Below are 12,943 nucleotides of genomic sequence, written 5' to 3'. Positions count from 1 at the left end.
ATTATAATGATTTTGCTAATTTTCAAAATAATATACAAAACTAGATATTTTCTTCATTATCTTGTGTGTTTGTGTTTTGTTGTGTAATGGTATCTTCATCTTTGCTTGTCTCCTTTGAGTCTTTGTCTTGGCTATCTTCATTCTTTGTAATTGTTTTGTATACTTTATACCAATAAGTAGTAAAAAAAGCTTCTATGATTCAGTTGATATATGCTGTGAGTAATATAAGAATTCAAAAGATAATATACATAGAATACTGTATGATTTGGATATCATCAATTCATAATGTATAAAATATCCAAATAAAAATCCATGGAATTATCACTATTATTACAATATTAAGTAGGAATCTTATATATAAAAAATAGTTCATAAGTACAAACTTTAGAGTGATACCAAAATTTTCAAGTGTTAATGCTATACTTTTTTTGATAGCATCAACCGGTCAGTATCATTCGATAATTATTAGAAATTTTGAATAGTGAAAAAAAATAGTTGAAAAAAATATTATAAAAGCCCATATTAGAATTACAACTTGTACAAATGTGTTTTCTAATATGCCCATGTCCCACAACCTAGTAACAGCGATGAAAAAAATCAAATAGTTTACCACACTCATCATACTGTTGTATTCAAACATAGGGAAAAAATTCAATAATCATTTTCATATAGAAGATTTTCATCATTTTTCAGGATTGTTCAGATATGATATTAGTGCTCAATCTGCTATGGGAGGCAATAGAAAGTATCATACAGCCAGAGTGATTATTAATGTTACTATAACTCATGCAAACTGGATGTTGTCCATAAAAAATTGTATATATTCAAAAGCTATGTCCATAGTTTCTGCTTGAGCAGCTCATTCAGAAACTATATAATACAATTGGTAAATCACATAAACAACAAAAATTATAGAATAAATTATAGTAGTAACAGTTGCCAATCTAATAAGTTTGTTGTCTTCACTGATTTTGTTGTATGATTCAAGAAGTATCGGGTTTGGCATAATATTACTCTTCATAAGTTTTAAAAAGTTTTTCGAAGTCTTTTGGATAGTTGGATTTTATGGATATTTGTTTGCCCTGGAATTTGTCATAAAATGAATATTTATAACAATGCAAAAGTTGTCTATTGATACCAAGTTTTTTTAGGAACAGATTATTTGTAGCTTGTTCTCAGTATAATAAGTCTCAAATTATAGGTGTTCAAATATATTTTGCATGAGCTCTTATTTGGTGCATTCTTCAAGTTATGATTTTTACTTTAGCCAATGTGATGTTTTCTCAGTAAATTTGTTGATTTTGGATTGGTTCAAATATGCTTTTGGCATAATCTCAGTTGTCATCAGGAAAACTTAGATCTTTTCAAACTTTTTTGTCGTATTTTCTATACAGGTTTTTTTTGACTGTAATTTTTTCATCCAAATGTCAACTTAGTATAGCAATATATTTTTTGTCTGTTTGTCTTTGTTTGATGATATGATTTAAGTATTTGAGTGCATTATAATTTTTGGCTGCTACAATTATTCCTGTGGTGTCTATATCCAATCTAAATCAAAACATAGGTGAAAAAGTTTTGCTTTTTGATGTTGTGTATCTTCTTAGAATGTCTATCATGGTGATTTTGTTTTCTTGTTTTGTTCAAGATTGGGTAGGTGTTTTGGCTGGTTTGTTGAAAAAAATCCAATTAATATCCTCGTATATGATTAATTGTTTTATATAAGTTTGATTTATGTTTTTAACTTTTTCTTGCTTTGTTTGATTGAGTTTTTTGATTTCTGGATGAATATATATTTGATCTCAAATATTTATTTTGTAGTTGTTTGGTTTTTTTTGGTTGTTTACTTTTGTTTTTCATTTTCTAATAAGTTGAAAAATTTGTGAAAGAGTAATATCATAATTTTTAAGATATTTTCTAAGAAATCTATCAAATCTTTGTCAAGCTTCTTCACTTGTTATGGTTATTTTCATGGTTTGATAAGTTTTTTAAATATGTTTTTTTATAAATAAAACTTAGTTTTTTTCAACTTCTTTAATAAAATCTATTTTATATTAGAAATAAAAAAATATTTTTTTGTCACTAAAAAGATTAGTTGATAGTTTTGTTTTTATTAAAAGAACTATCTGTAGGCGATTATACTAAGACGAACTTATAAGTTTTTTAATTTAGATATTAAATTGTTGTTATGGAAAAAGATAGTAGATTGAAGTTTTTTCCTGTACCATTTTTTGCGGTGGTTATGTGACTTTCAGGATTGATAATGTCTATTCAAAAAGGTCAAGAAGTTTTGTGATTTCCTCAGATGATAGATTTTTATTTGTTGATGATTGTTGTTGCCTTGTTTGTTTTGTTTTTGGTTGTTTATTTGTTAAAGTTTGTTTTTTATAAACAACAGGTGTTGTCTGAGATTAATCATCCAATAAAAATAAGTTTTTTTGGGGCTGTTTCTATAAGTTTTATACTTTTAAGTGTGGGATTTGATGGTATTAATGATCTTTTAGCACATATATTATTGTGGGTTTGAAGTGTGTTGCATCTTTTTATCACATTTTTTATTATATCTTTATGGATGCATGATACCAAATTTGAAGTTACACATATGAGTCCAGCATGGTTTATACCTGTAGTAGGTAATATATTGATTCCAATAGTGTGAGTTTCCTATCTTTGATTGGAAATATCTTGGTTTTTCTTTTCTATTTGAATTGTTTTTTGGCTTGTTTTGTTGGTAATCTTTTTTAATCGTATTATATTTTATCCACCAATCCCGGAAAAACTTCTTCCAACTTTGTTTATACTAATAGCGCCACCTGCAGTTGGTTTTGTATCATGGTATGAGCTGGTGTGACAAATTGATCAGTTTTGAAAAATTCTTTATTATATTTCTTTGTTTTTTTTGATGTTATTGATTTTTCAGTCAAAAATTTTTATGAAAATAAACTTTTATCTTTCTTGGTGGGCATATACTTTCCCAATAGCTGCAGTTGGAATAGCATCAATGGTTATGTATGATAATACATGATTGATGTTTTTTGAACTGTTGTCTTATGTTTTGTTTTTTGCTTTAGTTTTTATATTAATTATTATTGTTTTTCTTACTTTCAGGCATATTTTAAACAAGAAAATATGTGTTGAAGAAGGTTAGCTTTCTAATATGTTGCGAAAATCTTCTGCATATAATTTGGTTCGCTGAAAACATCAAGTTTGTCTTGATTCACAATTTGAAACAAAATGACTCATAAAAGATACTTGTAGTTGTGTGATTTTTTGAGTTTTTTCTTGGTAGTTTTTGGTTTTTATTATATCCAAAATTCAACTATAATAGTTTTGTATTACAAAATCATATTCCCATCATAGAAGTCTGCTTATCTTTTTGCATAGTATTTTTGCTTTTCTGTCATAAAAATTTTCTGGTAGCTGATTATGGGAATTAAGTATACCAGAAATCTCTTTTTGTGATATTTCAGTTTGTGATTGATTTCTTGGTTGGTTTGGCAACCTTAGGGTTGTTATTTCGTTTCTTGCCAGCATTTTTTTATACAAAAACATAAAAATTTGCTACTATTTAATTATTTTTCTTTGATTTTCAAGTTTTTTTTATTATAATTTGCAGTTATTTTGATGTTTTTAAAAAATTAAGTAAATTTGACGATGAAGATAGGTATAGTATGACTTCCAAATGTAGGTAAATCAACACTTTTTAATGCTTTGACAAAATCATATGCTGCTGATAGTTGAAATTTCCCATTTTGTACTATAGATGCAAATACATGAGTGGTAGATGTAAAAGATGAAAGAGTTGGTAAGCTATCTGAAATTTCAAACTCCAAGGAGAAAGTATATGCAAATATCCAGTTTGTTGATATTGCTTGACTTGTTAGGTGAGCAAGTAAAGGAGAATGACTTGGTAATAAGTTTCTTGCTAATGTGAGAGAGGTTGATGCAATAGTGCAAGTAGTTAGACATTTTGAAGACGATGATGTAAATCATGTAGATGGGAATGTTGATCCCCTAAGAGATATAGAAACAATTAATACAGAACTTATACTGTCAGATTTAGAACAAATAGAAAACAAGCTTCCTCAACTTCAGAAAAAAGTAAAAAGCAAAGAAAAAGAAGCAATAGAAACAGCTGAAGTGTTAGAAAAACTGAAAGAAGTTTTAGAAAATTGAAAACTTATATGGGATATAAAAGATGATCTTTCTGACAAAGAAAAATCAATAATAAAACCTTTCAATTTTCTTACATTTAAGCCATTTGTGTATGCATTTAATGTTTCAGAAGATAATATCAGTGAGTTTGACAGTATAATAAGTGAATATGAAAATCAACTTAATAAGCCTGTATGTGTAGTAAGTGCAAAAATAGAAGCAGATATGATTGATTTTTCTGAGAAAGAAAAGCAAGAATTTTTAATAGAAATGTTTGGAGACAATAAGGTTCCAACATTAGATGATCTTATTAAAACTGCTTTTGATGAAGTTGGTTTGATGTATTATTTTACTACTTGAGAAAAAGAGAGTAAAGCATGGACAATCAAGAAAAATAGTACTGCGCCTCAGGCCGCTTGAGCCATTCATACAGATTTTGAAAGATGATTTATTAAAGCTGAAGTAGTAAAATATGAAGATTTAATTTCTTCTGGATCCTGGCAAAAAGCCAAAGAAAATTGACAAATCAAATTGCAGTGAAAAGACTATATAGTGCAAGATGGTGATGTGATAGTTTTCAAATTTAATGTTTAGTTTTTAGTAAACTTTTCTTGATAATATTTTTCAAATAAGTATATTCACAAAGTCTGATAATAAAAAAGGACAGAAACATGCAGTGTTACCATTTTAAACAAGGTTATTTGCAAAAAGGAATTCCTGTATGTCAAGACCAGAAAAATGGTTATCATGTACGACTTGGTAGGAAGGGGAGAAATAGTAGATTTCAAAATATCAGATTCTTTACTAAAAATCCCCCAAAAATTGAAAAAGGTTTGGTGACAAATGCCTTTCCTGTATTGGTAAGGCAATGTTTGCATGACTTGTATAGGCTTGCAGATCCAAATAAATCTTCTTCCAAAATTTTGGTTGCTATAAATACTTATTTACCTGACCAAAGCCAAACTTATTGGACAGCTCTAAATGGTTTTCCAAGACAATTGGTTAATACTTGGGTGATTGGTCCCAGAAAAGAATTGTGGTTTGAGGATCTTTTGGAATTGAGAAGAGGAGATATTGTTGCTGTGGGAGGTGAGAATGGTCTAACGCATGTTTTGGATTATACTCTTACCAAGAATCCTATGGCTTTAAGTTATGAATATTGGAGGTTTACCGAAGATTTTATTGATTGTCATTCATAGGTTGGATATATACCTGGTTCATGAAAGCATGAACCGGGTTTTTAATTTATTTTTGGATAATTTAAAATTTTGTATTTTTTTTGTTTTATATAAAAACTTGATTTGATTTGTTAATTATTTATATTAAAGTTTGAATTTATATCAAAGAAAAAGTTTTATGAAAAAATTAACCTCAGAAGAAATTAGAAAACTTTGGGATGAGTTTTGGCAAGATCCAGATAGAAATCATACTTATCTAAAATATGCTTCACTAGTACCAGATAGCCAAGACAAAACTGTGTTGTTTACTACTGCAGGAATGCAACAACTTGTGCCTTATCTTGTATGAAAACCTCATCCTCAATGAAAAAGACTTTATAATACGCAAAAATCATTAAGAACTTGAGATATAGATGAAGTTGGTGATGAAAGACATCTTACATTTTTTGAGATGCTAGGGAATTGGTCTTTGGGTGATTACTTCAAAAAAGAATCTTTGACATGGTCTATCAGGTTCTTGAATGAGTATATATGAGTTCCCATGGAAAAAATAGGGGTTACAATTTTTGCTGGTGATGAAAGTTTGTGAATATGAGAAGATACTGAGGCTAGAAAAATTCTTAATGAAATATGAATTCCTGACCAAAGAATTAAAGCTATTTGAATGGAAGATAACTTCCGAGGTCCTGCTTGAGAGATAGGTCCATGTGGGCCTTGTGCAGAAATTCATATTGATAGATGAGAAGAGTGGGGGCCAAATGATTGGGATATGTGAGAAAATGATAGATTTTTGGAGGTTTGGAATAATGTGTTTATGGAATTTTACAAAAATGAAGACTGAACTTTTTCCAAACTTTCTCAACAAAATGTAGATACAGGTATGTGATTGGAAAGACTGGCAATGATTTTGCAATGACAACAAACAGTTTTTGAGTGTGATCTTTTTGAGTTTATAATGCTTGCTATACAAGATTTGGTAGACAAAAAATATCCTCCATTTGAAAAACATGAAAATGATTTTTCTGATAAGGAAAACAATACTACAAAACATTTTAGAATAATAGCAGATCATATAAGGACAGCTGTTTTTATGATATGAGACTGAGTAATTGCAAGTAATGAGGGTAGGGGATATGTGCTTAGGAGACTGATTAGAAGGCTGTATTATTCGGTAATTTCTCTTGATGAAAATGCAAAATTGGATGATTTTGTGAAAAACCTGGTTGATCAAATTAATAAGAAATATTGAACTTACTATATTGAAATTTCTAATAATACAGAATCAATAGTTTCTTCTATCCTAAACGAAATATCTCAATTCCAAAAAACAATAAATAATTGAAGGCAGAAATTGAATGAAATAATGAAAAATTCTTCAAAAGAGATTGAGTGAAAAAATATTTTTCTTTTGTATGATACATATGGTTTTCCTGTAGAACTTACCAAGGAGATAGCTACAGATAATTGACTTGCTGTGGACTTGTGTTGATTTGAAAAAGAAATGGAAAAAGCCAGAGAAAGATCTCGTGAGTGAACAAAAGATGTATTCAAAAGATGAATAGACTGGGCGAAGTATTTGCATTGAATTCCTGCCACTAAATTTGTTGGATATGATACTTTGGAAACTCAAGATAGTAGTGTTTTAAAAGATTTTGAAGTAGACTGACAAAGAGTAGTAGTTTTGGATAAAACGCCTTTTTATGCAGAATCGGGTGGTCAGACTTCTGATACTTGAAGTTTGATTTTGGATGATTGAGAGGAGTTAAAAGTTGTATGAGTGGAAAATTATGCTTGAGTTTACCTGCATTTTGTTAATAACTAGTTTTTGATTTTGGTTCGAGTTCATTCAGAGCTTGAGTAATTTGTCTTTGCTTATTTTCAAGCTCTTCTAAGGTTTTAAAATCTTTTTGTCTCCTTTTTGAACAAGTTGATAAAGCATCGACTATTTGTGATTTTATATTGACAATAGTTTGTCATTCCCTTTTAAGTCATTCAATGTCTTTTTGTTCTACAAGTTTTTGTATATAATTTTTTTTTCATTAATATCATTTTTAGATAATCAATAAAATTATTTTGGGTACATATAAAATAATTTTGTTGATTTTTTTGAATATGTATTGTAAAATCTTATTTTAGTAATTAATCAAATTTGCATTTTATAAAAAAACTGATATAATTTATTATGTATTTAGGCTGTCATAATTTTTTATGAGTTGTTGAAACCAAGAAAATATAAATAAAATCAAAAAATCCCTATTTTTGAGGCAGAGCATGAAAAAAAAGTTGATCTCTCAGTGGGATAGATTTTCAGAAGATAAAAGAGAAAAAATAATTAACACTATAGATCAATTAGAAGAATTTAAAAAAGTTTTGGTAAAAAAATCTTTGGAAAAAGATCCAAATTTAAAAGATAAAATTTGATTATTATTACAAAACCAAAAAAATAAAATAAAAAAGAAAAAAGAAGAAAAAGAATATCAAGAAGAAGTAAAAGAGGCAGAATCTTTACTGGATAATCTATAAAAATGTCCATTGAAAGTTTCACAATGTGGAGAATAGAGGAAAAAGAAAATACAGAAGATATAAAAGATAATCTTGAATATGAAAGTAAGCAAGAACTTGTTTCTTATGTTGTAGAAAAATCTGAGCAACATTTGGAACAGGTGTCTGATAGTGAAGATCTTGAAGAGTATGAAAAAGAAGCTTTACAGTATGCTTTTATAGAATTAGTTATTGAGTCTTTAGAATTAGGTAAAAACATAGAAAGTAATAAAGATATGGTAGATAATATTGTCTCTTCCATAGAAGAACATTTGGATGGTATAATACAATATGATATATTACCATGAGATGTGTTGTCTAAAATTGCAGATGATCATTGAGTTGATATGCAAGATATTTTGGAATCAAACTCACAACTACAAAGTCCAGATCAGATACAAGCTTGAGAATCAATAGAAATAAATCCTGAACAAAGTGATTTATTCAAAATTTCAGATACTTGAGAGATAATGTTGAAATATGAATGACATGATTGAGAAGATATTTATATAAGTATTTTGGAGCTTGTATATAGGTGAGTAAGTTGGGAAGAAATAGCTGAACACAATGGTGTAGATGTAGATGCTTATCCATGAATAAAAGAAAACTATGAGCAACTACAAAATACTGATAGAGTGCTAGATATGGATATGACAGACTGAAAAGTTGAATTTCAATATGATTGAGAAAAACATAGAGAGAATTTAAGTGATATTTTAGAAGAAGCACAATGATATGATTCTATAGATGATTTTTTGTCTGCAAATGAACAATATCAACCTATTGCTTGAGTGTTGGATATGATGCAAAATTATGAAGCCCAAAGAGAATATGTAGAAAGTGATGAATTTAGAGAAACTTATGAGAAAGCTGAAAGAATAAATGAAAAAGTAGATACAATATCTATATTTTTGGAAGCTTTGGAAGAAAATATAGAAGAGTGATCAAGATTTTTAAATCAAGATGATGAAAATTTTCAAAGAATAAATGAGATCTTTGAAAGCATGTCTGATAGTTTGATAAAATCTCAAACATTGACAAATGATAGGACATCAAGAATGAATCCTTATCTAAGAGATATAAATTGGGAAGAAGATGTTTTTGATAAAATTGAAAGCTGATTAGATGAAATAAGAGATGTTGTAATAGAAGAAATTTTCGATGAAAACCTTGATATAGAAAACGAGCAACATACTGGTGTTGTAGACACAGATGACCCTGAGGTAAGAGAAAGATTAGATAGAATTTTTGATGATAGAAAGATTGTAAAAGACTTTTTTGACAATGAATATATATGACATGATAAATATATCAAAACATTTGAAACAATCAGAGAATTGTGATTGGACTGAGAAAATTTTAGTGAACAAATATCAGAGTATATATTAGAAAATCCTGATGCATTAAATGAATATGATGATTATATACCATTAAATCTAGAACAAATTCCATCAGAAGATGAAATTAATAATTTTATAGATTATGTATGAGAAAAATGAATAGATAGACTTATTGCTGAATTTAATGAATCTTTAGAAACATTTTCTGATAGCTGAGAACTTGTTCCTGAAAGACCCATTAGTTCAGCACAGTGACCATCTCCTCAAGTAGATAGATATGATAAAATGATAGAAGAAAAATGAGTAGATAGTAGAACTTGAAAGTTTGCAGATAGTATACCTGAATGAGAAAATACTATGATGTTCAAACTTATGCAAATGTGACTTTTTAATGATGAAAATTGAGAATATTCAAGTACAAAAGCAAGAGAATTTTTTGAACAAATCCAAGAGTCTTTTGATGACAGAGAAAGATTAATTGAAGCACAAAGAAATGAATTAGAAGAAGAATTAGAAGAGTTAAGAAATAAAGAAGATCTTAGCTCAGAAGAGGATGAAAGAAAAAGATTTTTGGAAGAAAATATGGATATGATAGTTGATAATATGTCAGATTACTTAGGTAAAGAATTTATACAAAAATGAATACAATCTGCTATTGTTGAAGAGATAATTGAAAATAATTCTAATCGTAGTGGTGGATATAATTGAGACAATCCTTTACTTGAAATGTATTGAGATATTGAAGGTATATGACGATTCAACTTGTCAGACACTCAAAAAGAGGCAATAGCAATTGTTGCAAGAGAATTAGCTATAACAGTAGCTGCTTCAGCTGTATGATTATGAGCTGTTGCATTAGCTGCTAGAGGTTCATATTTGTTAGCAAGAGGTGGAGCAAGAGTTTTAAATGTTAGATGATGACTAAGAGCTAGAGCTATGATAAATAATAGCAGTAGTATGTGATGACATGCTTTAAGATGAGCAAGATGAGCAGGTGAAGCTATTCCATTTCATTTTTGATATTTACTTTGAGAGGAAGTTACAGATAGTGCATTAAGTGGGGAAAGTTTTGAAAATCCTTATGGTGAAGGTGTATCCGAAGGCTTACTAACATTTATGACACAATTTGGATATCTTGGTGCTACTAGAAGAATGAGATTTAGAGATGATATGAGTAGATCAAGGGAAGTAGCAATGGATGCTACATCTTTAATGGGAATATCAATGGGAATAGATGGATTTTCTCAAGGTGAGTTAGATATGAGTGCTGAAAATTTAACTCAAGAAGTTGTTTCAAACCTTATTGTAGCATTGTTTTATTGATGAAGAGCAAGATCTCCAGATGAAGTTAGTGACTTAATGAGGAGATTTAATGATTTTTCAGATAAAGTATGACTGGGTGCTTTTATGGGTAGATGAACCACAAGAGCTATAAATTCAGATTATTGAGGATCATTGTCTACACTAAGTGCAAGGTGAACAATACCTACAAGTATACTAACTACTGGAATTACATTAGAAAGTGTAATGAATAATTTTGAATGAAATCAATGAGAAGAAGGCCAGCTTGATAGTAGATTTGAAAATTTAGTAGAGAAAGCAGAGAATGAAGAGATAAGCACATGAGAGTTTAGAGATGAAGGGAAAAGAATAATAGACCAGATTTTTGAAGAAAGATTACTTAATATGATAGGCCCAGAAAGCGTTGATAATTATGAAGAAATCATTATTAAATTAAATCAAGAGAAGTCTAGGATGAAGAGACTATTCGAGCAGGCTCTTATAGAGAAAAAAGATCAAAAACATATCTATGATATAGATGGATTGTGAAGTGAGTATTTTAGGAATGTTGTACTTGAACAGCTTAGAGAGAGACTACCTGAAGAGGAAACCAGTGAAGATTTTATAGAAAAATATTTACCTTGATAAAATTAGTTAAAAATGAATGAAAAAATGGATAATAAAATAGAGCAACAAGGACAAGAAAGAGAAGCTGAATTTTTGGAAAGGAATGAAGAAATACTATCAGCCTGACTTGAAAGAGACTGATATGATATAGATAATGTATGAGTGGAAGAGATAGCAGACGATAGATTTTTGGTATACAAAAAAGATACAAACCATCCTTTATCTATATTTAGCATGGATTTAGAGTATCAGATCCATGTAGATTTAAGAGATTGAGTGAGAGATAAAACAATAGAACGATATACAGTTTCAGCAAAAGCTGCTTGATACAAAATAGAATTTGAGGATTGAGATCTAAGAATATTTGAATCTTCAGAAAGAAGAAAGTTGGATGAAAGTTGAGATCTTAGTACAAAAACAGAATGAGAGAAATGAAGAGAGATAGATATATTTAGTGCAGAATTTGTAGAAGCTTGGGATACTATACAGTTTGTTACAATGAAGGCACAGTTGGATAATGTGGATGATTTAAGTTATCATTGAATAGAGTTGTTTAATAGTAGATGAATAGCAAGGGTGAGAGATATAATAAGACGTGAAGATTCAATCCCAGAAGATAAATATGAAGATGAGTTTAATACAGCCAAAGAAAACTTATTAGACCAGATATGAGATGATAGGTACAATTATCGACAAGACCCTGTCACAAGAGAAGAACTGGATGCATACTTTCACTGATGAACTATAGAATACCCAAGATGAAACCATATAGAAATACCAGCATGAACTATTTCAAAAGAACTTTATGAATCAGCAATTCAAAAATTAGAAGAAGTAGAACAAGCAAGAGAAGAAAGATTAGAAGGAGAAAAAAAGGAAAGAGAAGAAACAAGTTTGTTGCTTAGAAGACTAAATGAGTGAATAGTATAAAAAATCTTTTGGGAAATAATAAGTATAATAAACAGTAATTAGGATAACTAGAGTAAGCAAAAAAGGAAAGAGATTAAGGAGGATGTTTGAAGGTTTTAGGTAGCTAAGAAAAAAGTTTGAATAAAAAAGTCAACAATTCTAAGATAATAAAAATTAAGTTTTGTTGAAACAATCCAAGACTAAACTTGTTAATGACTAGTTTTTGATTTTGGTTCAAGTTCATTCAGAGCTTGAGTAATTTGTCTTTGCTTTTTTTCAAGCTCTTCTAAGGTTTTAAAATCTTTTTGTCTCCTTTTTGAACAAGTTGATAAAGCATCGACTATTTGTGATTTTATATTGACAATAGTTTGCCATTCCCTTTTAAGTCATTCAATGTCTTTTTGTTCTACAAGTTTTTGTATATAATTTTTATCTTCTATCATAATATATTATTTTAAATTATCAATATAGGGCTGTTTGTATGAATTTAATAATTTTGTTGATTTTTTTGTTTTTTTTAGTATATTCTATATTGTTAAATTTATATTTATATTACTTAAAAATAAAATAAATGCAAGAGAATGAAAATATAAAAATTAATTATAAGTTTGATTGAATTACTGATGCTTTACAAGAAGATTTAAAGACTTTGATAGAAAAAAACATAAACTGAAAGCTTGATAGATATCTTAATGCAGCTTTACAAAAGGATGATGCAGAAGCAAGATTTGAGATAGATGTAAGAAAAAATAAACAAGAAAAATATGAAGGGTCTTTCAGATTAAATCTTGACTGAAAAGGTATGATATATCAAAATGATGTACCTTTTAAAAATATCACTGATCTTGTAAATCATGCATTTGATCATTTTAAAAGAGAAATGTCAGACAAATAAATTTATATAATAATTATCAA

Annotated in this window: 12 protein-coding genes; 8 read left to right on the top strand and 4 right to left on the bottom strand. The window is 28.7% G+C overall.

Going from position 1 to position 12,943, the window contains the following annotated elements:
* Positions 1-40 precede the first annotated feature (40 nt).
* A complete protein-coding gene (locus HLG78_RS04915; protein WP_231177765.1) occupies positions 41-1,021 on the bottom strand; it encodes a hypothetical protein in 981 nt (326 codons plus the stop codon).
* Positions 1,011-1,970, bottom strand: a complete 960-nt coding sequence (locus HLG78_RS04910; RefSeq protein WP_231177762.1) for an RluA family pseudouridine synthase — start codon at positions 1,968-1,970, stop codon at positions 1,011-1,013. The genes HLG78_RS04915 and HLG78_RS04910 overlap by 11 nt, the downstream gene beginning before the upstream one ends.
* A gap of 215 nt (positions 1,971-2,185) precedes the next feature.
* Between HLG78_RS04910 and HLG78_RS04905 the strand changes: the two genes are divergently transcribed.
* The gene (locus HLG78_RS04905; RefSeq protein ID WP_231177759.1) at positions 2,186-3,145 is read left to right on the top strand and encodes an SLAC1 anion channel family protein; all 960 of its coding nucleotides are present in this window, start codon (positions 2,186-2,188) and stop codon (positions 3,143-3,145) included.
* Here HLG78_RS04905 and HLG78_RS04900 read toward each other — a convergent pair.
* Positions 3,142-3,531 carry a hypothetical protein gene (locus tag HLG78_RS04900; protein WP_231177756.1) on the bottom strand — a complete coding sequence of 130 codons (390 nt, stop codon included), beginning with the start codon at positions 3,529-3,531 and terminating at the stop codon, positions 3,142-3,144. The genes HLG78_RS04905 and HLG78_RS04900 overlap by 4 nt on opposite strands.
* 120 nt (positions 3,532-3,651) lie before the next feature.
* On the opposite strand from HLG78_RS04900, the gene ychF reads away from it, so the two are divergent.
* The 6 genes from ychF (at position 3,652) to HLG78_RS04870 (ending at position 12,049) form a co-directional block, all read left to right on the top strand.
* The gene (gene ychF / locus HLG78_RS04895; RefSeq protein WP_231177752.1) at positions 3,652-4,746 is read left to right on the top strand and encodes a redox-regulated ATPase YchF; all 1,095 of its coding nucleotides are present in this window, start codon (positions 3,652-3,654) and stop codon (positions 4,744-4,746) included.
* A gap of 77 nt (positions 4,747-4,823) precedes the next feature.
* Positions 4,824-5,351 (top strand): hypothetical protein, encoded by a 528-nt coding sequence (locus HLG78_RS04890; RefSeq protein ID WP_231177736.1) that lies wholly within the window; start codon positions 4,824-4,826, stop codon positions 5,349-5,351.
* A gap of 157 nt (positions 5,352-5,508) precedes the next feature.
* Positions 5,509-7,152 (top strand): alanine--tRNA ligase, encoded by a 1,644-nt coding sequence (alaS, locus tag HLG78_RS04885; protein ID WP_231177732.1) that lies wholly within the window; start codon positions 5,509-5,511, stop codon positions 7,150-7,152.
* A 449-nt stretch (positions 7,153-7,601) separates the two neighbouring features.
* Complete coding sequence (locus HLG78_RS04880; protein WP_231177729.1) at positions 7,602-7,853, top strand: hypothetical protein; 252 nt, start codon at positions 7,602-7,604, stop codon at positions 7,851-7,853.
* A gap of 2 nt (positions 7,854-7,855) precedes the next feature.
* Positions 7,856-11,140, top strand: a complete 3,285-nt coding sequence (locus tag HLG78_RS04875) for a LysM peptidoglycan-binding domain-containing protein (protein WP_231177726.1) — start codon at positions 7,856-7,858, stop codon at positions 11,138-11,140.
* A 12-nt stretch (positions 11,141-11,152) separates the two neighbouring features.
* Complete coding sequence (locus tag HLG78_RS04870; RefSeq protein WP_231177723.1) at positions 11,153-12,049, top strand: hypothetical protein; 897 nt, start codon at positions 11,153-11,155, stop codon at positions 12,047-12,049.
* A 188-nt stretch (positions 12,050-12,237) separates the two neighbouring features.
* Here HLG78_RS04870 and HLG78_RS04865 read toward each other — a convergent pair whose 3' ends face one another.
* Positions 12,238-12,471, bottom strand: a complete 234-nt coding sequence (locus tag HLG78_RS04865) for a hypothetical protein (RefSeq protein WP_231177720.1) — start codon at positions 12,469-12,471, stop codon at positions 12,238-12,240.
* Positions 12,472-12,599: 128 nt separating this feature from the next.
* Here HLG78_RS04865 and HLG78_RS04860 point away from each other — a divergent pair, with 128 nt between their 5' ends.
* Positions 12,600-12,923 (top strand): hypothetical protein, encoded by a 324-nt coding sequence (locus tag HLG78_RS04860; protein ID WP_231177717.1) that lies wholly within the window; start codon positions 12,600-12,602, stop codon positions 12,921-12,923.
* Positions 12,924-12,943 lie beyond the last annotated feature (20 nt).

The organism is Candidatus Absconditicoccus praedator (genome assembly GCF_021057185.1).
GTDB lineage: Bacteria > Patescibacteriota > Gracilibacteria > Absconditabacterales > Absconditicoccaceae > Absconditicoccus > Absconditicoccus praedator.
Note: the sequence above shows the minus strand (reverse complement) of the source record. Positions and strands in the feature narration are given on the sequence as shown.